Below are 25206 nucleotides of genomic sequence, written 5' to 3'. Positions count from 1 at the left end.
AAGTACACCGGAATCATTTGATAGTCACCATGGTAGCCCCGAAACCATATTCCTGAAAAGAGGCATCCTGATAACGGTAATTGCTGTGTTTCCGTTTCAATTCATCAATAATGGCTTTCCGAAGCACTCCGTCTCCTTTTCCGTGAATAAACACAACTTTCTGCTCACGCTTCTCTTTATTCGCCTCTATTACTTCACGGAATTTGTCCAGTTGGTAGTTCAGAATTTCGCTGTTACTCATTCCGTGCGTATCATCAAGCAGAGAATCAATATGAAGGTCTACTTCAATAATCCCATTTTTTCCGCTCTGACCGTGGTTGGGCTTCATAATAGGCTGCGACTTGGGTTTATCCACAAACTTTTTCTGCAACAAAGCTGACTGAATCTCTTCCGCCGACACATATACCTGCTTGGCAGGCACGTCATCTTTCACAATATCATAAATCAGAGCAGGTTCTTCGAAGAAATCGGAAGCACTGAATGTATGCAGTTTATAGAATTTCACCGTATCAATCCTCAGCTCTACGCTGACAGCAGGTTTGATGGCAGCAGGCTTTCCATCCTTGAAAGCGATCAGCTGGACAGCTACCCGTTCCATTTCATTCAATACATCCTTGGTGAATTCTTCCAGTAACAGTTTGGTATTCGGCTCTACCAGTCCATGTGAACGGTTGTTCCAAGCCTTTCCTTCCGCACTCAGATAAGTATAATACAGATAGTAATTGCTGTCATTCACCAAATATGCCTCGAAAGGAGTAGTCATCATCGCTTTGGCATCTTCGGGCACATAAGCCAAAAACACATTCAACGTATCACCGCCACGCACTTCCGGCTGGCGCTGTATAACCGGCATTTCCGGTTTGGCCGGCTTCGCGGGTTCCTCCTGCTTCGGAGCTGTCGCGGCAGGCTTGCGTTTTATATTGTAATCATCCGCCTCAATCACGACACATTCACGTATCGGCATCGGGATATCAAAACCATCCGCATCTTCCACCAGTACAAAGTCTTTTCCTTTGAATCCTGTTACGATTCCACCGCCTACCTCACTGAGGAAACGCACCTTATCTCCTATTTTCATTATTGTATCTCCTATTAAAATTCAAACTTAAAACGGGTAACAAAGATAGGGATTTATATGAAAATACAGTAACTTTGCCGCAAAATATAACGGAACGATTCTCGTCCCCCATTAACGACAAGACCGATGAAAGAACTTATTAAAGTCATAGCTTTTGATGCAGACGACACGCTGTGGAGTAACGAACCTTTTTTTCAGGAAGTGGAAAAACAGTATACGGATTTGCTGAAACCGTATGGCACCTCCAAAGAAATCTCAGCCGCCTTATTCCAAACAGAAATGAATAATCTGCAAATTTTGGGATATGGCGCCAAGGCGTTTACCATTTCAATGGTCGAAACAGCATTACAGATCAGCAACGGAAAGATTGCAGCCGACATTATTCGGCAAATTGTCGATTTAGGGAAATCCTTGTTGAAAATGCCTATCGAATTACTTCCGGGAGTCAAGGAAACGCTGAAAACGCTGAAAGAAACGGGAAAATACAAGTTGGTAGTAGCTACAAAGGGAGATTTGCTGGACCAGGAGAATAAGCTGGAACGTTCGGGATTATCTCCTTACTTTGACCATATCGAGGTGATGTCCGACAAGACGGAAAAAGAATATCTCCGGCTATTGAGTATTCTGCAAATAGCTCCTTCCGAACTTTTGATGGTCGGCAATTCTTTTAAATCGGATATTCAGCCGGTCTTATCTTTAGGTGGATACGGAGTACATATTCCTTTTGAAGTCATGTGGAAGCATGAAGTAACGGAAACGTTCGCACACGAACGCTTGAAACAGGTGAAAAGACTCGATGATCTGCTATCTTTACTTGGATAAATACTCTATCTGGATAAATCCCGGATAAATTCAAGGAATATTACAGCAATTTCATCAGCTCCGCTGCCCGACAGGCTTCTATCGAGTTGCCGACAGAAAGTTTTTCCAAAATATTCTGTCGGTGGCGGTTGACCGTATTCACACTGATATAAAGAGTCGCTGCTATTTCTTTACTCGACAGCCCTTTCCGTATGCAGCGCAGTATTTCCTTTTCGCGTTCTGAAAGGATATTGCGGTGCTCTTCCGAAAGGGATAATGTTTCTACTTCCCCACGTTCCATCTGGGTTATCGTAGCATAAATGCCTTGTTCCGGCCGTTGGTCGGCAGATAAGGAATAAAGGCAGAAGATCAGCCAAACATTGCCGGCAGGGGTGTTCTGCATGATTTGCACAAGGTTGTCAATGTATTGATAAACGCCTTTTTCATTCATCATACGCAGTCTGCATCTGCCCCGATATTTCAGCCGTTCGCCGGGAGACATGGAAAAAGTCTTCTGGAAAAACTTGTATTCCATCAAACGCTTTTCTACCAAATCTTCCGGATGAATGCGCCGGTAGATACAATCTTCGTCCATCGAATCAATTACGCTTAAAGCCGCCTCTTCGGGAGTAAGTCCCAGGAAATTCGCCCACGGATGGACAGTAACGTAACTTTTCCGGTTCGAAAGATCGGAAATGACAGCACACCCTCCATTAACTTCCGTCAATGAGCGGACAAACTGCTGGTGTTGTTCCACTATTCCATTATCCAGTGCTTCGTGCGCTGTCGGATGCGTAGCATAGACTTCATCTATTTCCTTTTGTAGTACGTCCATCGTATAAAATGGTTATTATTCAGTATTGTCGCAAGGACAGGCATGACCTATCTTTGCACCACAAAGATAAATAAATAAGAAAAGAACATGAAACATTTAAAAATCAAAATCATGTCAATCGCGTTATTGGCGGCAGCAACTTCTTCTATGGCACAAAGTTTGGACAAAATGAACTGGCTGAATGAGCCTCAGCAATGGGAAATAAAAGAAGGCAAGGCTTTAGTGATGGACGTTCCGGCGAAAACCGATTTCTGGCGGATTTCCCACTACGGATTTACGGTAGACGACGGACCTTTCTACTATGCTACTTATGGCGGAGAGTTCGAAGTGAAAGTAAAGATTACCGGAAACTATGTGACTACTTTCGACCAAATGGGATTGATGTTGCGCATCGATCATGAGAACTGGATAAAGGCAGGGGTAGAGTACGTAGACGGCAAACAGAATGTAAGTGCCGTAGTCACCCACCGCACCAGCGACTGGAGTGTAGTGCAACTGCCGGATGCTCCTCGTTCTTTATGGATTAAAGCGGTCCGCCGACTGGATGCAGTGGAGATTTTCTTCTCCCGCGATGATAAGGAATATACGATGATACGTACTTGCTGGTTGCAGGATAATTGTCCGGTTATGGTCGGATTAATGGGAGCCTGCCCGGACGGAAAGGGATTCACGGCCACATTCGAAGAATTTAAGGTAACTCCTTTGGCAGATCAGCGGAGACTGGAATGGGCTAAAAAACAAGCCGACAAATAAAGAAAGACAGTTCTTCCAACAAGCTCCCTTAGATGGCGGAGCAAAATGATGGTACACAATCACACTTCACGGACGGTCTTGTTGAGCCAATCAATAGCGATTCACTCAGAACAATTACCCTTTAGGGAGATGTATGGCTAAACAAGTATTCCATCAGCCAAAATGATCGTCATTCTTGGCTATTTTCTTCCGTTGCACCTAGGTACAACAATTGTCTCACCTTGGTTAAACAACTGAAGCACCTAGGTGACTCTTTCGTCTCACCTAGGTGCAACGAAAAAAAAATCGCTATTTATGTGATTAATGAGTAACTATCGTCGGCTAATGGATAGTAACAGAACCCAGTTCCGTATCCTAACGGAACTTTCCACTAAACACTCCCACTTTACCGATGTCCCATAGAGCTATTTTTCCAAAAAACGGGTAAATTTCTGCCGCTCCCGTTCCAACGTTTCTTCATTCATATCGGCCACCTGCCTGAACCATGAATACTTCAGGTCCACACTTTTCTTCTTCACCGATTTATCCCAGTTTCCTATGACCTGCCCGTTATGAAGGACAATCGGAAAGAACAATCCGTTATTAGTAAACGCTTTGGAATAATGTTCAAGGGGCAGAACATCCGTCCGGTCTTTATATCCCAGCAGATATTCATCATAAGAAGGCAAAAGATGTATATGCCCCGACAGTTTGCCACGAGTCCGGCAGATGTCATGAATATACCATGTCTGTTCCTTCCATTGTTCGGTTATCAGTTCCGAAGCAATCAGATAAACAGCCTGTTTTGCATCCGAAACCGACAGCCCTGACCACCAAATGAAATCCTGCAAAACTGCCGGAGAATGGCTACGGAAATAACTCCGTGCCAAGCGCGCCAAAGACTCGTCTTTCGTCAGTTCGGGCATCGGCGGAACCCGTTCTTCCAAAAGTGCGTACGTGCATTTGCTTCCTCTGTCCTCGCCACTACAAATGATGCCTTCCTGCTCCGCACGTGCCATAAAGCGAGTCATACGGCGATTGTCCGCCACAATCCCCGAACGGTTAAAGTGTTCGGCAATCTCTTGTTTTGTCAGACTTTTCTTTCCACAAAGAATCTTCTCCAACAGGTCATGCGCTTTCGTATAGAGTTCATTCGGGATGTCCAGATCATATCCTTTCGCAAAAGAATCATTTGCCGAAATAATACGTTGCGCGGAAAGTTTCAGCATCCAGCGGATATCCTCTGCCGCCACCAGATGCCACGTAGGACGCATCACATGAGTCCTCAGAATTTCTCCCTCACGCAACGCCTTCTCTACTGTTTGAATTGTAGCCGATTTCAGACGCATCCCTACTGCCCACTTCACCATGGAATAGTTCTGTGCCTGCATGGCTCCCATCCAAGACACCAACTCTTTAGGTTCACGGAAAAGTGGATTTAATAACTGCTGATTCAGTAAACGGATATTCGGTATATTCATAAATTAGTTATTTTATTTGCCACAAATATAAAATCTTTTCGCTAACAAATCATTATAAATGATTAATTGATAAGCAGAAAGAACTTTTTTTATCCGCCGGACAGGAATTAAATATCATTTTCTATTTCTTCTTTTGTAAGAATAATCCCCCGTCATACGACTAACTCTCCAAAATACATTAAAATTTAAATGAAGTGGAAGAAGAATTTATCGAACTAATCAATCAGTATCAAGGGATATTGCAGAAAATATGCAATATCTATTTCTACCAGCATCCGTTCCGTGAGGATTATTATCAAGAGATATTAATCCGGCTGTGGAAAGCATACCCCAAATTCAAGCAGGAGAGCACCGTTTCGACATGGCTCTACAGAGTCACGCTGAACACTGCCATCGATCTTGTGCGGAAAGAATCTGTGCAGCCCGTTTACAAAGAGTTATCGACACAGGAATATGCCATACATGACAGCCATCCAGAAGAGAACACCGCAACGGATAAAAAAGAGCAGCTATATCAAGCCATCAACCGGTTGTCCGAAATAGAAAAAGCGATTATCATTCTTTATCTTGAAAGCTATGAATACAAAGAGATTGCCGCCGTTATCGGCATTTCCGAGAGTAATGTCGGAGTAAAAATTAATAGAATCAAGAAACAACTCATTAAACAATTAAACAATGGAAGACAATAATTTGAAAGAATGCTGGAAAGAAATACATACCGGCACAGAAATAAAGCCAATGAATATAAAAGAAGTGATACGCAAGAAGCATTGTCGTACCATTTCCCAAACCTTACGTCGTCAGAAAACGTTGATCTCTTTATTTGCCATCCTGCTGGCATTCTCCGTAGCTGCCAGTATCTGGGATACGATCATCATGGGAAGCGCCTCGATCTCCCTATGGGCCGGAAGTGCCTTTCTGCTGTTTCTGCTGGTTTCGGCCATTGGACATTATCAGCTCCTCACAAGGTCAGCAGACACATATTCACTGAAAGAATCCGGAGCAATGCTCAAAAAACAGCTGGAACGAAGAATCAATATTGATTTCATCATATATCTGATATTCTTTTACGGAACAGCCGTCAGGTTCGTGATTCAATATTTCAATGATTACGAAGGATTAAAAGGGCTTACATTCATTCTGATGCTCTTTACGGGCATCCTTCTTGCCATTCCATGGCTCATGAGGTATCAGCAGAAACATCGGTACAGATATTATTTCAACTCTCTCGATAAGAGTCAGAAGCTGTTGGAAGTCTCCGAATAAATCTCTACTTTTGTACTCCATAACAAAGAATATACTTAGAATGATGCTCTATAAACTTATTTCCCCTTCCATGGTAAAGGCAACAATCCAGTTGCCAGCTTCCAAAAGTATCAGCAACCGTGCACTCATCATCAATGCGCTGGGTAAAGGCATTTATCCGCCGGAAAACCTGTCCGATTGCGATGATACCCAAGTCATGATAAAAGCCCTGACCGAAGGTAAAGAGACTATAGACATCATGGCAGCCGGAACCGCCATGCGTTTCCTGACCGCTTATCTGAGTGCCACTTCGGGAGAACGGATTATCACAGGCACCGCCCGTATGCAGCAACGCCCGATACAGATTCTGGTCAACGCCCTTCGCGAGTTGGGAGCTGAAATAGAGTACACCCATAACGAAGGATATCCGCCTCTTCGCATCAAGGGCGCAGAGCTGAAAGGAAATGAAATCACGCTGAAGGGAAACGTCAGTTCACAGTATATATCCGCCCTGCTGATGATAGGTCCTGTGCTCAAAGACGGACTGACACTGCACTTGACAGGAGAAATCATTTCCCGTCCTTATATCAATCTGACACTGCAATTAATGCAGGACTTCGGAGCAAAAGCGGCATGGACTTCACCCAGCAGCATCTCCGTAGCTCCGCAACCGTATCAGAGTGTCCCCTTCACCGTAGAAAGCGACTGGAGCGCTGCTTCTTACTGGTATCAGATTGCCGCTTTGTCTCCGGAAGCAGAGATTGAACTGTTGGGATTATTCCGCAACAGTTATCAGGGAGACAGTCGGGGAGCGGAAGTTTTCTCCCGTCTGGGGATCACGACGGAGTTCACTCCCAAAGGCGTAAAGATCAAAAAAACAGGCAAGACACCGGAACGACTGGAAGAAGACTTCGTTGACATTCCGGACCTGGCACAAACGTTCGTTGTAACTTGCGCTTTATTAAATATCCCTTTCCGTTTCACAGGCTTGCAGAGTCTGAAAATAAAGGAAACAGACCGCATCGCCGCATTGAGAACCGAACTTAAAAAGCTGGGATACCTCATCGAAGAAGAAAATGACAGCGTATTGATGTGGAACGGCGAACGTTGCGAACCGGAAGCGGTTCCTGTGATTGCGACCTACGAAGACCACCGGATGGCGATGGCATTCGCACCGGCAGTAATCACCTTCCCTAAGCTGCTGATTGCTGACCCGCAAGTTGTTTCCAAATCGTATCCCGGTTATTGGGAGGATTTGAAACTTGCCGGATTCCAAGTGATAAACGAAGGTTAATCATTGTCGTACTGTGGAAGATTTCAATAAATATACTTCCCATATCAACTATTCCCCTATTGTAGATTTTACATTACAGCAGGGAAAAGAGACTTCTTATAAAAAAGGAGAGTACTTTGTACGGCAAGGAGAAGCCTGTAAGATCATGGGATTTGTTGTTTCCGGCTCTTTCCGCTATTGTTGCGTCAACAGTCTGGGCGAAAGCAGCATTGTCGGATATACATTCGACCATTCTTTTGTCGGGAATTATCCGGCTTTCCAGTTGCAGGACCAATCAAATGTAGATATTCAAGCGTTATGCGACTGTACGGTGTATGTGATCAACCATTCCCAACTGGCAGATTTCTACGACATTAACAACGACCACCAAAAACTGGGACGCCGGATTGCGGAAACTCTTCTGTGGGAAATATATGATCGGATGATCTCCATGTACAGTCTGACACCGGAAGAACGTTATCTGGATATTATCAACCGCTGTCCTGACCTGCTGAAACTGATTACTTTAAAAGAACTTGCCTCCTATCTCCTGATTCGTCCGGAAACATTGAGCCGCATCCGGAGAAAAGTAGTTCGGAAGTAAATTCTTGATTTCAATCAAGATTTTATTCAGACTCCTCCCCTACCTTTGCAGGCAAACATAGTCTATTTTAATTCATGAAGAAAATAATAATTGTAGGCGCAACCTCCGGCATCGGTCGTGGATTGGCAGAACAGTATGCCCGTGAAGACTGCCTTATCGGTATCACCGGTCGCCGTGAGAATCTATTAAAAGAGATTTGCGCACAAGATAAAGATAAACTATTCTATCAGGTATGTGACATCACTCACACAGAAACGCCCCTTTTATCACTGGAAACGCTTGTACAAGAAATGGGAGGCATGGATATGCTGATTATCTGTGCCGGAACGGGGGAACTGAATCCGCAGCTCTCCTATCAGCTCGAAGAACCGACCTTATTGACCAACGTAGTGGGATTTACCAATATCGCCGGCTGGGGGTTCCGGTACTTTGAACAGCAGAAAGGCGGGCATCTGATTAACATTTCCTCAGTAGGCGGAACACGCGGCAGCGGTGTAGCACCAGCTTATAATGCTTCAAAAGCCTATCAAATCAATTACATGGAGGGACTTCGGCAAAAGGCGGCAAAGCTACCCTTTGCTGTCTACACCACTGACATCCGTCCGGGATTTATAGATACAGCGATGGCGAAAGGAGAAGGATTGTTTTGGGTTACTCCTGTCGATAAAGCCGTAAAACAAATCAAAAAGGCTATATCAGACAGGAAAAAAGTCGCCTTTATCTCCAAAAGATGGAAATATGTGGCATGGTTATTCAAACTGATTCCTTCCGCCCTTTATTGCAAGATGTAAAACAGCCTTTCAGTGAGGCTGAGTTACCATGAAGCTTCATTGGCCATCTTCCACATATTAAGAAAAGAAGCCTTGGTGATTTCCACTATCTTATCCCAGTTTAACCGGTCAGCATGATCGGATGGCTGGTGATAATCGGGATGTCCGTCCGTATGATACCAGATAATAGGAATACCTGCTTTGGCAAACGTTCCATTGTCACTGCCCCCTACCGGATTGTCCCAGGCACGATAGTCCGGTTCCAACTGTAAACCATACTTCTTAATATCCTTTTTCAGCCAGTCTCCAAAAGAGGGATGAGCAGCTGTATAGAAATAGACGACATGTTTCGGTTGTTCCGGTTTATTGTTGCGACCTATCATATCAAAGTTGAGATATCCCTTGATCTGCGAAACAAAAGGGCAAGTCTGTACAAAATATTTAGAACCGAGCAATCCCTTTTCTTCTCCGTCCCAAAAGGCAAAGATTACATTTCGCTCCGGTTGTTGTCCGCTTGCAAGAAATGCCCGGGCAATCTGCAATACAGCCGAGACACCGGAAGCATTGTCATCCGCGCCGTTATAAATCTGATCTCCGTCAAGTGCCGGGTCTATCCCCAAATGGTCAAAGTGAGCGCCTACGATGACATATTCCTTCGTATTCTTACCGGGAATCATAGCCAGTACGTTCCTCATAGATAGTTTTTGATGAACTTCCTGTTTCAGCTTCGCTACAGAGTCCGGATGAACTTCCAGACGTCCTTTCTTCTGACGCTCTTTGCGGTAAGCATCAAAAGGCTGGAAGTAGCTTTCGTTCAGAGGTTGGATTCCCATCCATTGTAAGATAGATGCTATATACTCAGAGGAGACATACGAACCGTGGAATCCGGCTTCACGTCCCTGTAATTCATCACTTGCAAGGAAACCGATTGTTGCTTCGGCAGAAGAACGGTTGATCGTGTTCAAGCCCTTTTCTTCGGGAGACTGTGCAAAAGTTACTGTTCCTACAAGTATTAATCCGAATAATATAATTCTTTGTTTCATCGTGGTATATAATTTAGAGTCCATGTTACAAAAGTACGAAAAGAACACAGAATCTATCCTTAAATACAAAAAAAGAGTAAGCAGTTGCCATCTTTTATAAGATTTGGCTGCTCACTCTTTCTACAAACTATTAAGACCTTGTTATCCTGTCAATCTTTCCTTATTTTGAAAAAGGAGACATGCGGAAAGCATATTTATAAACTGTATTCTTCTGAATTTCATAAGCGGGACGGGGACCCGGTCCGCAACTGGCATTACCCAGACCACGCTGTATGCAATCCAGATTCAGCACCACCTCCGCACGATAAATATCAGGCAAGGCATGACCGTACTTGATTTCAAACAAGTCCTTATCCGTATAGTGCAAAGCACTGAAATCAAATGTATCGGCAGCAGTAATCTTGATTCCTTTACCTGCTTTATTGGTCAAAGTCAGCCAGCGGGTATCACAACGCCCACCCATCGTCTGAGAACGGGCATAACTCTCTTTCATATCATTGACAGCAGACTGGTATTTGCCGACATAAGCCGCATTCTTCCGATCCCGATAATTTTCTATCGGACCGCGACCATACCATTCCAACTGCTCCAACGAAGGATTAAAGAAGGCCTGTAACGACAGACGGGGAAGATTAAAGTCATCATTCGTTGTAAAAGAAGCATCCACATCTATTTCACCATTACCATACAAACGGTAAATCAATGTATAAGGCACTTTCACATCTCCGACGGTTTCCTGCAACTGAATCGTTACAATTGCCGACTGATTATCTTCCGACCATTTCCAGTCGAAACTGATTACCTCCGTTTGGGTATCCTGCCATTTACGCACATCGTTATTGATAAAACGGAACGTATTCAGCGACCATCCTTCACGCAGATGAAGCATATTATCGCCATTATAACGGATACCGGTCAACTTGCCTTCTTTCTTATCAAAGGTGATTTCTACACCGGGACGGCGGAAGAACAAATAACGCTTCTCCTCTTCCACCACCTTAAACAGAGATTCTTTAGATGAGGCGGAAACTGCTACCGGCTGTAGCCCGGTATTCGGGGATTTTTGAAGCAAAAGTTGTTCCGTAGCTACGATATGTCCGGCTTTTGCCCATACGCAATCCTTCTTTAGTTTTATTTCAAGGTTCAAATAATATTCACCTTCTGAAGTTAAATAGCGGGAATAAGGTATCTGCACCGCACGATGCTCTCCAGGCTTACCATCGGGTAGGCTGAACTCTTCTTCCGCTATCGGCACACCATCTTTCAAAATCACATAGCGCAGATTAAAATCATGCAGATTCAGGAAAGCATAGCGGTTACGAACGCCGATACTGTTTTCAGCATTCGGTTCCAATGTGATATATTGGTAGACTTTCTTCACTTCCCACAACTTAGGAGTAACTTGACGATCAGCCGTCACAATCCCGTTACAACAGAAATCATTGTCGTTAGGGCGATCACCGAAGCTGCCTCCAAAATAATAATGATCGGCAGGCTGTCCGGGCATATTAATGCCCTGATCCACCCAATCCCAGATGCATCCTCCGATCATACGTTTCGAATGATGCTCGATATAATCCCAGTATTCTTCCAGATTACCGATGGCGTTGCCCATCGCATGAGCATATTCACAAAGGAAATAAGGCTTGTTACGGGGTTGCTCGTCCTGTTCGATCATACTTTCAATCGAAGGATACATACGGGAATCCATATCGGCCACATCGTTCATTCCTTCATAATGGATATAACGGTCGTCTATCGCTTTGGCTGCCTGATAGGTAGCCTCAAAGTTACGACCACCACCGGACTCATTGCCCATTGACCAGAAAATGACCGAAGGATGATTCTTATCCCGTTCCACCATACGCACCATCCGGTCGACGTAAGCTCCTTCCCAACTTTCACGGTTTGACAGCGACATATTGCCGTGACACTCAATATCGGCCTCATCCATGACGTACAAGCCATAATAATCATACAGCGAATACATCTTCGGATCGTTCGGATAATGACTGGTACGAATCGTGTTGAGATTGAAACGCTTAAAGAGAAGAATGTCCTCTATCATGCTTTCCACCGGAACAGCTTTTCCAAACTGCGGATGTATGTCATGCCGGTTGGCTCCTTTAAAAAGGATCAATGCATAGTTGATATACACCTTATTATTCCGGATCTCTATCTTACGGAAACCATATTGCTGGCTCGTCGCTTCAAGCACATTGCCTGCGGCATCAAGCAGTTCCAGTTGGACGGTATACAGAGAAGGAGTCTCAGCACTCCATAACCGAGGGTCGCGAATCGTAGTCGTACCTTCACAGACGTTTTCCTGTCCACCAGTTATCTTACCGGTAGGTATGATAAACGAACTCACAGGCTTTCCTTCCGTATTCAGCAAAGAGACACGTACGGTAGCTTCCTGTACTTTCTTTCCGTAATTATGCACATCCGTTTTCACTTTCAGTTCCGCTTTATCCAGACGGTCGCTGATCTGAGAAGTCAGGTGAATGTCACGTAGACGAACTTTCGGACTGGCTACCAAATAAACATCCCGATGAATACCACTTAAACGGAACATATCCTGATCTTCAAGGAAACTGCCGTCACACCAGCGGTAAACTTCTACGGCAACCGTATTATTACCCGCTTTGACGTAAGGAGTGATACGAAATTCTGCATCATTACTGGACCCTTGCGAATAACCGACTTTCTTACCGTTGATCCATACATAAGCTGCACTATAAATTCCATCGAAATGGATAAAGACTTCTTTGTCTTTCCAGTCGGCAGGAAGAGCAAATTCACGGCGATAAGATCCTACCGCATTCGGCTCTTTCTCTACAGCATATCCACGCTGCCCCTGTATAAAAGGAGGATTGTTACGGATGGGATAAGTAATATTGGTATAAATAGGTGTACCATATCCGTGCATCTCCCAGTTGGAGGGAACAGGAATCTCTTTCCAGCCAGAGACATCATAACTCGTTTTATAGAAATCCACCGGACGTTCCGAAGGTTGTTTCACCCAGTTAAACTTCCAGTTTCCATTCAACAGCAGATAACGGGAAGAGCGGGTACGCTCCCAAGGACGGGTATAAGCGGGATCCGCCTTCATCTCTTCCGAATTGACGAAAGGAATAAATGTAGCCCTGCCTTCTTCTTTATTGATTGCATAGATACGTTCATTTTCCCAGTCATTATGACTCGTTGTTTTCAAGGCTTCCGCCACTACTTTCAGGTTCGATTTCCGTATCTGCCACTGCTGGTTACTTTTCGAAGCTTCCGGTTCTAACTGAAAGACAGGCTCTCCGACCAGTCCGGCATCAGGAAATCCTAAGTTATAGCCAGTCCCGACATTGGTTAATACGTAATTCCCATTCGGCAAAGCCGTTATTTTCCATTGCTGGTTCGGATTTTTAGGGTCTGCCGACCATTGAATCACGGAACATTCTACTTTTCCTTTACCACTATTATCTACATTCATTTGAGTCAAGGGACTGGTTATCGTATAGCATCCCTCTTGTTCGCATGGAATCAGGTTCCAGACCTGCGATTCTTTGTCTGCCTCCCGCTTACTGATAAATATTTTCGTATTCGTATCCAGACTCTCCTGATTGTCTAGCACTAATCCGTTGACCGTATGGATTTCATATCCTTGCTTCGGATCAAACTGCTGCGCCACAACCGCAGAGGCGGAAAACGACAGTGCAATCAATGCACTTCCCAAGATTTTTAATCGTTGCATCATTTAGTAGTCTAATTTATATTATAATTTGAAAACCGGTGACTGTTTATATACGCCAAAAGTATGGATAGCCGGACAAGCCTTACCGTCCTGAATACGCAAACGTACCTGCTTTGCTTTCACCGGTGCCAGACGTACAATCCATTTATGACCAATGGCCTGCTTGTCCGTCGCCTCCGGAATGGTGATCCAGTTTTTGCCATCAACAGTGTACTCCACACTCCACTTCGTCGTCCGATGTCCCAATTCGATAACTTCTTCGATCATCAGACAATCAAACTCAATAGTTTTGGGCAAGGTAAAAATTATATCCGCTTTTACCTCTCCGTCTTTTCCGGCAAAATAAGTGTTTTTCTCATTGTCCAGCATTTTTTCCGGACTATACTTTGCACCCCGTACATTGGTCGCTTTCACTTTGGCTCCTCTCAACAGATTCGTACTGAAAGTCTCATCAATCCCCTGTTTTAACAAGGCGGCGTGCAGCGAATCGGTCGAATGAATCAAACCACGTCTGTCGGGCGGGAAATTCAGAAGCAATACACTATTACGCCCCACGGAGGTACAGTAGATATCCCAAAGTTCACGGACACTCTTCACACGGCTATCCTCTTCGGCATGATAGAACCAGCTGGGACGTATTGAAACATCTGTTTCTGCCGGAATATACGCATCACCATCCAGCATACCCTCATTCAAACCTTTGTAATACTGAGCTTCATCACGAATAGCTACTGAGTCAGTCGTCGCCCAACAAGGATCACCCGCTTCTCCCGCTTCATTCCCCATCCAGCGGACATCAGCAAACGGATAAGAATTCTTTGTACCGAAGATAACGCAATCCGGCTGTTTTTCACGGACAATCTTATACCAATGACGATAAACAGGCGTTGTCAATTCGTCGGCTCCCGCGCCGTCCCACCATGTTTCCCATATCTTACCGTAATCACTCATCAGTTCGCCAAGCTGGTGGGCATAATATTCCTTGTAGCGTTCGGTCGTATATAAAGGTGAAAGGTGTTCGTGACGGTCATGAGGTCCCAGATAGATTCCTGCCTTCAATCCATACTCTTCACAAGCATCGACAAACTCGCGGACTACATCTCCTTTACCGTTCTTCCACGCTGCATTCTTCACACTATAATCTGTGTACTTGCTAGGCCACAAGCAAAATCCGTCGGCATGCTTGGCAGTCAGAATAGCAGCGGGAATCCCCGCTGCTTTTAATGTCTGCATCCACTGCCTGCAATCCAGGGCTGTGGGATTGAAAATTGCCGTACTTGCCTTCCCGTCACCTTCATTCACATATTCTTCAAATGTATTGATTCCAAAATGAAAGAAAGCAATCATCTCCCGATTGTACCATTCAAGTTGACGGGCACTCGGAACCAACCCGCAAGGAGCTGGTGCTTGTTGAGCTATGACCGGCAGAGAACTGAATGCAGCAACTGCCGATGCAACTAATACTTTTATGTTCATAATAAATAACTTACGAGTATATTCGTTTATTTAGGACCCAGATTTTGTTTCACCAGCTGCACGAATTGATCGACCGGAACAACACGCACATTGTCATTCAATCCATCAATGACGGTTTTGATACTTTGCTGGTTCTTTGTCCAGCAATGTACAAATACAAAAGTATATCCGTCGGCACTATGCGGATTGGCAGAGCGGCTATTGATCTGAGAAATGACAGTCGATTCTTCACCTCTGTTCGAGCCACCGTCGATGCCTTCCCATAATACGCTTCTCTGCTCAATCACCGGCTTGCCATTATCCGAAAATTTGATTCTTCCATCCCCTTTTTCTCCATATCCTGTGTAGAAAATCGCATCGATATTAGGCTGAGCCAGATACTTATTGTAAACTTTCGGATTATCCATAATCTTCTGATCCAGAATATTACAGATATTCAAGCCTGACTTATCGACATACTCATTCAACTTAGCCAGATAATCGTCCAGGTCGGCATCCGACATCTTACTCGGGAATATATAGCTGCTGCCACTCGGACCCGCTACAAAGTAATCGCCTTCTTTGCTATTCTCATAGTACCAGCGTAAAGCAGCCGGAGCCAAATCGTACAGAGAAGGTGAAATGGTATATCCGAGTGGGAATTGACCGTGCAGGTCATGATCCATGTATCCCTGTTGCCCCCAAAGGTTAAACGCAATATTATCACCGTCACTGACGAGGAATGTCACATAGTGCACATTCTCTTCGGTAACCACTTCTTTAGTTGCCGGACGCTGTTTCAGTCCTGTTGTATCATATATACTACTCAACGTGGCCAGATTAGCCGCCTGATCGGTCGGCAACATAGAAACACCCAATTGAGAAGCATTATTCACCATGCCCCATTCATCCAGATCATAATAACCGAAACAATAAGCTCCTTTATCCAGATCTTTCAGTATAGAAGTACGCCATGACCAATCCCTGCGCGCATTGTAGTCATAAAAAGCAAAAGCATTGGTCATTGTGATATAATCGCGCAGGTGATGGAAGATTTCCGGTTTCATATCGGCTGCAAGACTCTTGTCCAACTGGTCTTTATAATTCTCGTACAACCACTTCTCATCATAAGACCTTACGTCCATAAGTTCGGTTGTCACTCCCATTGCCTTTACCTTATCGACAAGAGATTCCGGTACCGCAATCCCCCGAAGCAACCCACATAAAGAAGTAGCTACATTGATCGAATGAGATTGTCCTTCCGAATAAGGCGTATAGACAATATACCCCTTGATCACTCCGGTTTCTACATAATGCTGTACCAACGGAGCCAAAGCATTATAAGTATTTACCGGAATTCCGTACTTATTCTGCATCTGCTTCAACCATACGGAAGAAGGACCTCCTTCATTGATATAAACCTGATCGCCCGTCACTCTTGCCGCAAGCCCTGCCAAAGTGGAAAGAATTACTTTCTCGCCATCATTCAGTCCTGTGATGGAAATAGAATTCAGGGATTTCAGTTCACGACCTTTCAGATGCATAAATCCCCTGTCCAGCGGTTCTGCCGGATCTATCAGCCCATCACCCGGTTCTTCACCCGGACCTCCCGGATTCTCGGTAGACGGAGTATATTTAGGAACGACCACACCTGCCGTCGGATCTTCCATACAGGAGATTAACAGACAGAACGTCAAAAGTATATAAATGTATTTTTTCATGGTAATCGTTTTTTCTGTTATTTAATAATAGAAATCGCATTAATCTCTGCTACCGCTGTTGCCCATTTGCCACTATACACGGCAGTTATTGTCAGACGGAAATAACGTGCCTGCTTAAATCCCGGAAAATAGGAACGGAATTCCTCTTTTGCCCCCGCAGGAAGGTCGCTGTAAGTTCCTGCCGACTCCCACTTCGAGCCATCCAGACTGGTTTCCATCGTCATCTCCTGCGGCCATGCTTCACCATGATCTCTGGATACATACTGAAAGCCCAGCATTTTCACTTCCTGCCCCATATCTACTACGATATGATGTGGTGGCTGAGGCTCGTTGCCTTTCCATTGTGTATGCCAGAAAGTTCCTTTCAGTCCGTCAAAAGCGTGGATAGCGTGACCGTTATCCGACCCTTCGCCGCTCGTCTCTTCCGAAGAAACTTCTACTACCTGCCATGCACTGCGGTCGGCCAATGGCATCGCCCATACATCCTCCGCACCACTCAAAAGGTAATATACTGTCTGCTGAATATGATCCGCCTGCGCACCTTCTACCGAAGTGATAGTGACCGGCAACAAATAAGAATCAAACGGCTGGATTTTTCCCTGTGCATTTACCGTAAGCACCAGATCGGCAGAAGAACTCTCCCCGGCCGGAATCACAGTTTCTGTTGTCAGCGTATAGCAATCGGAAGGAAGCAAAGGATAGTCTGTCCCACACAAAGAATTATACTCCTGCACCTTCGCCTCATCCACAGTCAACTGTACCTTTACATCTCCTCCCACTTCCTTACCGGAACGGGTCACATAGTCACTGGCAGTCACAGCCACATGAAATACTTCTCTCAGTTCTTCACCCAAATCGAAGTTTTTAATCTGCAAAGTTTTGGCTTCCGGAATATATACTTTACAAACATCATCATCACTACATCCACTCAGCAAGGCAAACGAACAAAGTACCGCACTTGCCGCCATGACAAATCTATTTAGTTTCATACGAATAATCTTTCAAGGTTTACATTCTTTATTAATATCCGGGATTCTGCCCGTTTACCCATCCGTCTTCACCACCATTTTGCTCGCGGATCACCGGATTCTTGTCTATCACATACTGCGGAATGGGCTGATAATACATACGTGGCAGGAAGGTACGTTTACCAACTTCATGATAATTGTATTCCCACACACCATCTCCATTGGTATCTTCTATCTTCATACCACCAATCGGTTTATTCATCACTCCGTTTTCACCATCACAAATCTTCCAGCGAAGAATGTCCCACCAACGCTTATCTTCAAATGCCAATTCTATACGGCGATCTCTCCGAATGATTTCCCGCAACTGATTTTCTGTGATTCCCTGCGGATAAGTATCGCCGATAGAAGGCATATTATCTCCACGTGTTCTCACCATATCCAGATATTCGATGGCAGTCGGTTTATCTCCCGCTTCCAAAGAAGCTTCTGCATACATCAGCAACACATCTGCATAACGGAAGAAAATATAATTTGCCATTCCGTTGCTCATTTGCAGATTGTCCGCTCCATTCACGGATTCATCAATCGTTTTACGAGTGTAGTATCCCGTATTCGTAACGTCACTATCCGAAGAAGTATCAATCTCATTGGGACTACCTACTCCTACACGAGTAATAATCTCTTCCCCCTGCCACATAGATCCATCATACAGGATGCTCTGGTAGAAGCGTTTCTCACGATTTTTATAAGGATTATTCTTATTGTAACCGGATGCAGGATCAGTGATAGGCAATCCGTTGGCCATGCAATAGTCGTCAACCAGTTCCTGTGTAGGCTGCATATTTCCCCAACTGGACTGTACTCCTTTTACAAACACCGGACCGAACAGACCTTCACGACGCCCTCCATTCTGCTTAGACATCTGGAAGTCGAAGATCACTTCATCGTTATTGTTGGTAGCTTCTGTCCAAAGGTCCAAAATAGTCGGTTGCAGATGATAGACCTGTAAGTCAATTACATCTTTCAAGGTAGCCGCAGCTGCTTCCCAGCGTTTCTTGTCTTTGCCCGGATTACGCAATTCACTGGCATGAAACAGTTCCACCCATCCTTTCAGTGTCAGAATTGCTCCTTTGGAAGCACGCCCCAGATCGGAACCGCTACGGCGCGGAGGAAGATCATCTTTAATCTCGTCCAACTCTTTGTCGATAAACTCAAATGTTTTCTGTGCAGTCTCACGCGGATAAAAGATATCCGTACTCACGTTATTATCCAGCACTTCCGTGATGATAGGCACACCACCGTACGCCATCCAAAGATAGTGATAGAACCAGGCACGCAGGAAACGCACTTCTGCAAGGCGTTCTTTCTTATATTCTGCCGAGAAATCGGATTCTGTTACTTTCGTAATGAAAAGATTGCAGGAACGGATACGCTCATACTGTCCTTTGGCGTCGTCATTATTCTGACGTCCCCATTTCCACATATCCCAGGGGCCGGGTATCCAGCTGGTAGGAGATAATGCTCCGGTATAAATCGTTGTACGGGCATTCATCCATTCCGCACCTACGTATGAATTATCCGAATATTGGTCCAGATTCTGTGTTTCATTGTTCAGATGCGGCAACTGATTATAGATATCATTCAGAAACATATCGGCATTTTCTTCCGATCCCCAGACCGTTGTATCTCCAAAACGGTCTTTCGGCTCTATTTCAAGCCAGTCTTCACAGGCAGACAGCAAGGCTAATGAGCCTGCCAGGCAAACTGTTTTTATTATATTATGTATTCTCATATTCTATCTTGTTATGATGGTTAACTAATTAAAAAGTAATATTCAAACCAAAAGCATATACAGCCTGCTGCATATAGTATTTACCATTAGCGGATTTGGCTTCCGGGTCGATCAGCTCTTTCATAAACGGAGTCCATGTCCAGAGGTTTTGTCCGGAAGCATATACACGGGCAGAGCTGATACCAATAAAGTTCAGTGCCGAACGAGGCAAGGTATAACCGATTTCAATACTCTTCAAACGGATATAAGTAGCATCACGTACCCACCACGAAGAAGGTTGACGATGGTTATTCACCGTTACTTCACTGGTCAGACGGGGATAAGGTGCGTTCGTGTTATCCGGCGTCCAGTGATCACTGAATTGTAACTTAGTAGCCGAACCGGAATCAAAGAAAGGCATTACCAAAGTCTCACCCAATGAGATACTGGTACGGGTAGCCCCTTGAATCAATGCGTTCAGGTCGAAGTTCTTCCATTGGACAGTAGGAGCCAGACCGAAAATAATTTCGGGCGCCCAGTTAGAGAAGCCGATCACTGTCTGGTCGTGTTCGTCAATCTTTCCATCAGGCACGCCGTTAGGACCGCTTAAATCTTCGTAGCGCAAATCACCCGGATATACCTGTCCCCAAGGTTGAGTAGCGATGCCGGCCTTTAAGGAACCGTCAGGATTGAAGTCGTCATAAGTAAAGTACCCCAAAGCATTGTATCCGAACATTGTTCCGTCGGGACGTCCTGTTCTGCGACGATTCGGATTATTAAAGGTGGCTTCCGTCTCAAATACTTCATCCAGAATATTACGTGCGAAAGTGAAAGTACCTTTTGCACTGATCATCCAGTCTTTGCCGATACGTTTGTTGAAATTCAGAGATAAATCAATACCTTGATTGTGCATACTTCCCGCATTGACCTGTGACAAAGGAATACCATATTCTGCCGGAACCAATGCATTCGGAGCCATCAGCATATTCGAACGCTTCTCATAGAAATAGTCAGCTTCCAGAGAAAACATACCGTTCAATACGGAAAACTCCACACCGAAGTCAAACTTCTTAGCTTTCTCCCAAGTAATGTTCGGGTTCCCCTGCAAGTTCTCCCACATACCCATCATAGGTACACCGCCAAAGTTTACAGCGTTTCCGAATCCGTAATCACTCATATATTGATAGGAACTACCAGCCAAATTTCCGGACTCACCATAAGAAAGACGCAATTTCAGTTTATCCATCCATTCGACATCTTTCATAAAGGATTCTTCCCGCAAGTTCCATCCCAGTGAGAAAGCAGGGAAGAAACCAAAACGTTTGCCTGGAGCAAAATAGTAGTGTCCGTCATAACGACCGGAAACTTCCGCCATATAACGGTTATCATAATTATATCCCAAACGGAATGCATAACCTACCTGACGTTCTTTCCAAGACGTACCACCGTTGCTGATATCGGCAGGGTCACTGCTTCCCGCATTGATTTCATCTATGTTAATATTATAATTCAGACGTTTGGCACTCATATTCCATACGTTTCTTTCGCGTGCTTCAATAACTCCGAGTCCAGTAACCGTATGCTTGCCGAAAGTCCGTGAGTAATTAATCATTCCCTGATAAGTCATGCTCACGCTTTCTTCAAACGATTGTTCCAGATTCGGTTTCTCCGGTCCCTGGAATCCTTCCACGAATTGATACGGAGTTTGTGATGCATCCAGTGTGTATACAGGTATCGGTGTCAGATATTTCTTTTTCTTCACACGATACGGATCGTAGTTGATTACTCCTTTGATGCTTAACCCTTGAATGAAGGGAAGCTGTTGCTCTATGGAGAGAGAAGTATTCAGTTGGTCGGCCGGCTCCTGACGATATCCGCTACGATAGGTCAGCCCGAAAAGTGACTTACCTACATATTGTCCCCACAGACCATTCGAGTACTGTATAGCAGAGATAGGAGGTGTACGATATGCCTGATACATGATGTCGCCTGTATCGGCACCCGGATAATTCTTCTTTTCGTGCCATCCACCCAGACTTAAACTGATTTTCGTATATTTGGTGGCATCCACGCTTAAATTAGCCAGCAGATTAAAACGCTGGTAATCGGTAGTACTCCACATTCCTTCCTGATAAGAATATCCTAAAGATACGTAGTACTGGAATTTATCGCTACCACCGGATAATTGCAAGTTGTGATTCGTAATCACAGAATTGTTTTGTACCAAGTCACGCAGACCGTTGCTATTAGGATAACGGTCAGGATCGGCATCGGGGTCTCCGGCACAGGTTTTCCGGTACATTTCCAGATCATGCTGTGAGTAGGCATAATAATTGGGATAACCTGCATTCATAGCCGCTTCGTTTTTCATCAAAGCATATTCATACGAATTAACCTGGTCAGTGATGCGGGTCGGGTTCTGAAAACCGATATATCCATTGTATGAAAGTACCGGAGCACCGCTTTTTCCCTTTTTTGTTGTTACCAATACTACCCCATTGGCACCGGCCATACCATAAGGAGCTACGGCAGCTGCATCTTTCAGGATAGTAATATCCTCGATCATATTCGGATCGATACGTGAAAAGTCACGGGGAACTCCATCCACTACGACCAATGGAGATTGGTTCCCTAATGTAGCCACACCACGGATTCTCAAATCAGAACCATCAGCTCCCGGTTCTCCCGATCCTTGTTTTGCAATGACTCCCGCCATACGACCTGCCAAACTATTAGAAATATTGATAACCGGCTTTTGCGCTACATCTTTAGTCTTCATGCTTGATACAGCAGCTGTAGAAGAAATCTTCTTCTGCGTACCGTAAGCCACAACCACTACTTCTTCCAGAATTTCAGAATCTTCTTCCATCACAATCTGAATGGCATTCTGATTGTTCACCGGAATATTCTTTGTGGAAAAACCCACATACGTAACCGCTAATACCGAATTGGAAGGCAAGGATAACGTGAATTTACCATCGATATCTGTGATCGTACCATTAGAAGCACTTCCCTGCTCCATGATGTTAGCTCCGATAATAGGCTCGCCACTTTTGTCTACTACGGTTCCTTTGACTATTATTTTTTTACCTATTGATTTTTTCTCTACCTGCGTTTTCTTCAATGAGATGTAGTTGTCGGCGTATTCATACGTCAGCCCTATTTGCGGCAATACATTTTCAAGCAATGCTTTTACCTGTTTATTCCGGGCATTGATTTTTACTTTCTGTTCGATATTGATGTCTTTTCCGTAGACAAACAAATATCCGGCCTGTTTTTCGACTTCTTGAATCAGTTCTTTTAGCGAAACCGAAGTTTTATTAATATTCACAACTGCTGTCTGTGCCTGGGCCTGGTATGTAAAAAGGTTAATAAACAGGACCAAAGCGAGCAGTGAAAAGATTTTTTTCATAACTTTGCTAAGTGGTTTTGTTAGTACTTTATTTTAGGTTCACAAAAACGTGAAACAGAGAAAGTATTAATAGCTGAGGAATTGGGGAGAGTGTTGCACCACTTTCCCCCTTTTTATTCCTCATTTTGATGTCTATTTACTTTCGTTTTATTCTACTCCGTTGTGTTACATAGGCATTAAATTTTAATCAGATTATTAATATATCGTTATCTCTCGCTGTGACAGTATTTTGTACTCAAATAAGTCCGCACGGCTAATTGCTTTCAGAATCGTTTCAATCTGATCGCTTTGCCGGAACTTACCCGAAATAATCTTACTCAACAGAGATGGATCATCTACAGTAAAATGAATATCATACCATTGCTCCAATCTTTCCAGCACTTCGCCCAACGGTAATTCTTCAAAGTCATAAATTCCTTGTTCACGATATTCCTTTCCTCCAAAATGAGAAGAAGACTTTACCAGTTTTCCATCTACCAAAGATACTTTCTCGTCAGGCAATAAATTCACCGATTCTTCTGGAAATCCGGTAGAGCTAACCCTCACTTTACCCGAGAGCAAGTCTGTCTCAAACTTCTCACTGTTACTATAAGCATACACATTAAATTCCGTACCAAGCACTCTTACATCATACTTCTGCGTCTGCACTGTAAAAGGACGGGAAGCATCCTTTGTCACAGTGAAAAACCCCTCTCCATCCAGTTCTACCGTACGGGCATCGGACGAAAAAACAGAAGGCCACTTCAACGTAGAAAGCGAACTCAACCATGCCTCACTACCATCCGGAAGGGTTAAATGTACCCGTTGCCCTTTCGGAACTGTAATCTCCGTATAAGAAGGAGTCTCCGAGCCAACAAACATATACCAGGCGAGCATCCACGTCAGAGCAATCATAGCGGCTGCCGAAGTAGTATACCGCACGATTTGCAACACCCGTTTCCGCCTCAGCTTTTTCTCCTGACGGTTCATCATTGCTTCCAGATTCCGTTCGCCTTTCAAAGAATCATCTTCTCTGGGTAATAATCCGGACAGACCTACGATATTTTGCATTTCTGCAAATTCCCGTTTCATATCTTCGTTCTTTTCCAGTTCCTGAAAAAGCTCCCGTTTTTCCTCTTCGGTCGGTTCTCCGAAAAAGTATTGATTCCATTTCTCATTCATCATATTGCGCGCTTTTAATAAGAAGACACAGCAACTTACATTTACCACCAAAGGAAAATGAAAAAAAATCAAGGAAGGGAAGTAAAATCCAATAAGTTTAAGCTAAGAACTGTTTTGAAACGAACTAATCTGTTCGGATTTACTCTAAGATTTAATTCTTGATGTACACAGATTTAGTATTCATTATACTTAAATTTAATCGTCTGACAGTTGTTGAACTTTCGTCTGACAGTTGTTAGACGAAAAGATAACAATTGTCAGACGAAAGTTCAACAACTGTCAGACGAATAGATTTATAAGCAACCGGAACTAAATTCATTCATTATAAGCTGCAAATTAGTACTCAGCTTGACTAAAGTATATGGAATGGACTGAAGCAAAGACAATACATAGGCGATTTATCCTTATACGCTCAATAGAAGCAGCAAAGGCAGACAATGACGCAACTCTTCCCTAAGTTTTTTTAATGCGATAGCCATTTGACCTTCTACCGTATTCTGCGAAATGCCAAGGGATTCGGCTATTTCACGATATTTCATACCCTTCAGCTTACTCATGACAAATATTTCCCGGCAACGTTCCGGTAAGCTATCAATTGCACGGCAGATCTGTTTTTCTACTTCATCTATCGACATTTGAGAGTCATCAAGTAGTTGCAGGCTATAAAGTTTCAGTTTAAACTCCTGCTCCATAATATCAGAAAGCGGCTGCCTGCGGTCTACTATAGAAAGTTGTGAACGAAGGAAGTTCAGACAGCGATGCTTGACAGCGGAGAAAAGATATGCATCGGGCTGTTGCAGTTCCGGAAGTATCTCTTTACGTTCCCATAAATAGAGGAAAAAATCTTGTACTATATTCTCTGCGTCTCCCATAGCTCCTACATAAAGGGAAGCGAAACGAACCAAACGGGCATAGTAGGAAACATAAAGCTTTGAGAAAAGCTTTTGTGCCGTCAAGGGTTCGGAAGATGGAAGAGAATGTATCATAAACCTCATATTAGATGCACAAAGGTAACAAAAGAAACAGCAAAGACAAAGCCTGACTTTAAATTCCTATTGTATGACCGATACAGATCAAATCAATTAAGATTCTCTCCGTATCGGTCAATGAA

The 25206-nt window shown here is 44.1% G+C and carries 19 protein-coding genes; 7 read left to right on the top strand and 12 right to left on the bottom strand.

What is annotated here, in order from left to right; translation table 11 throughout:
- Nucleotides 1-13: 13 nt before the first annotated feature.
- On the bottom strand, nt 14-1078 hold the full coding sequence (locus KTR07_RS13330; RefSeq protein WP_008763962.1) for a DUF2027 domain-containing protein: 1065 nt from the start codon (nt 1076-1078) through the stop codon (nt 14-16).
- Nucleotides 1079-1204: 126 nt separating this feature from the next.
- Here KTR07_RS13330 and KTR07_RS13325 point away from each other — a divergent pair, with 126 nt between their 5' ends.
- Entirely contained in the window at nt 1205-1900 is a 696-nt protein-coding gene (locus KTR07_RS13325) for an HAD family hydrolase (RefSeq protein WP_008763963.1), read from the top strand.
- A gap of 40 nt (nt 1901-1940) precedes the next feature.
- On the opposite strand, the gene KTR07_RS13320 is transcribed toward KTR07_RS13325, so the two are convergent.
- Nucleotides 1941-2714, bottom strand: coding sequence for a response regulator transcription factor (locus tag KTR07_RS13320; RefSeq protein WP_008763964.1), 774 nt, complete (start codon nt 2712-2714; stop codon nt 1941-1943).
- Between the two features lie 87 nt (nt 2715-2801).
- On the opposite strand from KTR07_RS13320, the gene KTR07_RS13315 reads away from it, so the two are divergent.
- A complete protein-coding gene (locus tag KTR07_RS13315; protein ID WP_008763965.1) occupies nt 2802-3467 on the top strand; it encodes a DUF1349 domain-containing protein in 666 nt (221 codons plus the stop codon).
- 404 nt (nt 3468-3871) lie between these two features.
- On the opposite strand, the gene KTR07_RS13310 is transcribed toward KTR07_RS13315, so the two are convergent.
- Nucleotides 3872-4927, bottom strand: coding sequence for a winged helix DNA-binding domain-containing protein (locus KTR07_RS13310; RefSeq protein WP_008763966.1), 1056 nt, complete (start codon nt 4925-4927; stop codon nt 3872-3874).
- A 194-nt stretch (nt 4928-5121) separates the two neighbouring features.
- Here KTR07_RS13310 and KTR07_RS13305 point away from each other — a divergent pair, with 194 nt between their 5' ends.
- The 5 genes from KTR07_RS13305 to KTR07_RS13285 all read left to right on the top strand — a co-directional run bounded on the left by KTR07_RS13305 (nt 5122) and on the right by KTR07_RS13285 (nt 8840).
- Nucleotides 5122-5616 (top strand): RNA polymerase sigma factor, encoded by a 495-nt coding sequence (locus KTR07_RS13305; RefSeq protein ID WP_008763967.1) that lies wholly within the window; start codon nt 5122-5124, stop codon nt 5614-5616.
- The gene (locus tag KTR07_RS13300; RefSeq protein WP_008763968.1) at nt 5603-6193 is read left to right on the top strand and encodes a hypothetical protein; all 591 of its coding nucleotides are present in this window, start codon (nt 5603-5605) and stop codon (nt 6191-6193) included. Before KTR07_RS13305 ends, KTR07_RS13300 begins: the two co-directional genes overlap by 14 nt.
- 43 nt (nt 6194-6236) lie before the next feature.
- The gene (gene aroA / locus KTR07_RS13295) at nt 6237-7466 is read left to right on the top strand and encodes a 3-phosphoshikimate 1-carboxyvinyltransferase (protein WP_162303115.1); all 1230 of its coding nucleotides are present in this window, start codon (nt 6237-6239) and stop codon (nt 7464-7466) included.
- 13 nt (nt 7467-7479) lie between these two features.
- On the top strand, nt 7480-8049 hold the full coding sequence (locus KTR07_RS13290; protein ID WP_008763969.1) for a Crp/Fnr family transcriptional regulator: 570 nt from the start codon (nt 7480-7482) through the stop codon (nt 8047-8049).
- A gap of 74 nt (nt 8050-8123) precedes the next feature.
- The gene (locus KTR07_RS13285) at nt 8124-8840 is read left to right on the top strand and encodes an SDR family NAD(P)-dependent oxidoreductase (RefSeq protein WP_008763970.1); all 717 of its coding nucleotides are present in this window, start codon (nt 8124-8126) and stop codon (nt 8838-8840) included.
- A gap of 23 nt (nt 8841-8863) precedes the next feature.
- Here the strand turns inward: KTR07_RS13285 and KTR07_RS13280 are convergent, their stop codons facing one another.
- The 9 genes from KTR07_RS13280 to KTR07_RS13240 all read right to left on the bottom strand — a co-directional run bounded on the left by KTR07_RS13280 (nt 8864) and on the right by KTR07_RS13240 (nt 25081).
- Entirely contained in the window at nt 8864-9862 is a 999-nt protein-coding gene (locus KTR07_RS13280; protein ID WP_008763971.1) for a M28 family metallopeptidase, read from the bottom strand.
- A 160-nt stretch (nt 9863-10022) separates the two neighbouring features.
- On the bottom strand, nt 10023-13604 hold the full coding sequence (locus tag KTR07_RS13275) for a glycoside hydrolase family 2 TIM barrel-domain containing protein (protein ID WP_254306552.1): 3582 nt from the start codon (nt 13602-13604) through the stop codon (nt 10023-10025).
- A 21-nt stretch (nt 13605-13625) separates the two neighbouring features.
- Complete coding sequence (locus KTR07_RS13270) at nt 13626-15080, bottom strand: alpha-L-fucosidase (RefSeq protein ID WP_008763973.1); 1455 nt, start codon at nt 15078-15080, stop codon at nt 13626-13628.
- A gap of 26 nt (nt 15081-15106) precedes the next feature.
- Nucleotides 15107-16780, bottom strand: coding sequence for a GxGYxYP domain-containing protein (locus tag KTR07_RS13265; protein ID WP_008763974.1), 1674 nt, complete (start codon nt 16778-16780; stop codon nt 15107-15109).
- A 17-nt stretch (nt 16781-16797) separates the two neighbouring features.
- The gene (locus tag KTR07_RS13260; protein WP_032840455.1) at nt 16798-17769 is read right to left on the bottom strand and encodes a BT_3987 domain-containing protein; all 972 of its coding nucleotides are present in this window, start codon (nt 17767-17769) and stop codon (nt 16798-16800) included.
- Between the two features lie 31 nt (nt 17770-17800).
- Nucleotides 17801-19543: a RagB/SusD family nutrient uptake outer membrane protein gene (locus tag KTR07_RS13255; RefSeq protein ID WP_008763976.1), complete on the bottom strand. Its 1743-nt coding sequence runs from the start codon at nt 19541-19543 to the stop codon at nt 17801-17803.
- 28 nt (nt 19544-19571) lie between these two features.
- Nucleotides 19572-22934 carry a TonB-dependent receptor gene (locus KTR07_RS13250; protein WP_008763977.1) on the bottom strand — a complete coding sequence of 1121 codons (3363 nt, stop codon included), beginning with the start codon at nt 22932-22934 and terminating at the stop codon, nt 19572-19574.
- Nucleotides 22935-23129: 195 nt separating this feature from the next.
- Nucleotides 23130-24098 (bottom strand): FecR family protein, encoded by a 969-nt coding sequence (locus tag KTR07_RS13245; RefSeq protein ID WP_011108163.1) that lies wholly within the window; start codon nt 24096-24098, stop codon nt 23130-23132.
- Between the two features lie 401 nt (nt 24099-24499).
- The gene (locus tag KTR07_RS13240) at nt 24500-25081 is read right to left on the bottom strand and encodes an RNA polymerase sigma-70 factor (protein ID WP_008763979.1); all 582 of its coding nucleotides are present in this window, start codon (nt 25079-25081) and stop codon (nt 24500-24502) included.
- Between the last annotated feature and the right edge of the window lie 125 nt (nt 25082-25206).

It is taken from the genome of Bacteroides sp. MSK.20.82, assembly GCF_019052485.1.
GTDB lineage: Bacteria > Bacteroidota > Bacteroidia > Bacteroidales > Bacteroidaceae > Bacteroides > Bacteroides thetaiotaomicron.
The sequence above is the reverse complement of the archived record's forward strand: the minus strand, read 5'-3'. Positions and strand labels throughout refer to the sequence as shown.

Coding starts and splice junctions, on each gene's coding strand:
- KTR07_RS13330 (WP_008763962.1), bottom strand. CDS start 1,078: ATGAAAATAGGAGATAAGGTGCGTTTCCTCAGTGAGGTAGGCGGTGGA.
- KTR07_RS13325 (WP_008763963.1), top strand. CDS start 1,205: ATGAAAGAACTTATTAAAGTCATAGCTTTTGATGCAGACGACACGCTG.
- KTR07_RS13320 (WP_008763964.1), bottom strand. CDS start 2,714: ATGGACGTACTACAAAAGGAAATAGATGAAGTCTATGCTACGCATCCG.
- KTR07_RS13315 (WP_008763965.1), top strand. CDS start 2,802: ATGAAACATTTAAAAATCAAAATCATGTCAATCGCGTTATTGGCGGCA.
- KTR07_RS13310 (WP_008763966.1), bottom strand. CDS start 4,927: ATGAATATACCGAATATCCGTTTACTGAATCAGCAGTTATTAAATCCA.
- KTR07_RS13300 (WP_008763968.1), top strand. CDS start 5,603: ATGGAAGACAATAATTTGAAAGAATGCTGGAAAGAAATACATACCGGC.
- aroA (WP_162303115.1), top strand. CDS start 6,237: ATGCTCTATAAACTTATTTCCCCTTCCATGGTAAAGGCAACAATCCAG.
- KTR07_RS13285 (WP_008763970.1), top strand. CDS start 8,124: ATGAAGAAAATAATAATTGTAGGCGCAACCTCCGGCATCGGTCGTGGA.
- KTR07_RS13280 (WP_008763971.1), bottom strand. CDS start 9,862: ATGAAACAAAGAATTATATTATTCGGATTAATACTTGTAGGAACAGTA.
- KTR07_RS13275 (WP_254306552.1), bottom strand. CDS start 13,604: ATGCAACGATTAAAAATCTTGGGAAGTGCATTGATTGCACTGTCGTTT.
- KTR07_RS13270 (WP_008763973.1), bottom strand. CDS start 15,080: ATGAACATAAAAGTATTAGTTGCATCGGCAGTTGCTGCATTCAGTTCT.
- KTR07_RS13265 (WP_008763974.1), bottom strand. CDS start 16,780: ATGAAAAAATACATTTATATACTTTTGACGTTCTGTCTGTTAATCTCC.
- KTR07_RS13260 (WP_032840455.1), bottom strand. CDS start 17,769: ATGAAACTAAATAGATTTGTCATGGCGGCAAGTGCGGTACTTTGTTCG.
- KTR07_RS13255 (WP_008763976.1), bottom strand. CDS start 19,543: ATGAGAATACATAATATAATAAAAACAGTTTGCCTGGCAGGCTCATTA.
- KTR07_RS13250 (WP_008763977.1), bottom strand. CDS start 22,934: ATGAAAAAAATCTTTTCACTGCTCGCTTTGGTCCTGTTTATTAACCTT.
- KTR07_RS13245 (WP_011108163.1), bottom strand. CDS start 24,098: ATGATGAATGAGAAATGGAATCAATACTTTTTCGGAGAACCGACCGAA.
- KTR07_RS13240 (WP_008763979.1), bottom strand. CDS start 25,081: ATGATACATTCTCTTCCATCTTCCGAACCCTTGACGGCACAAAAGCTT.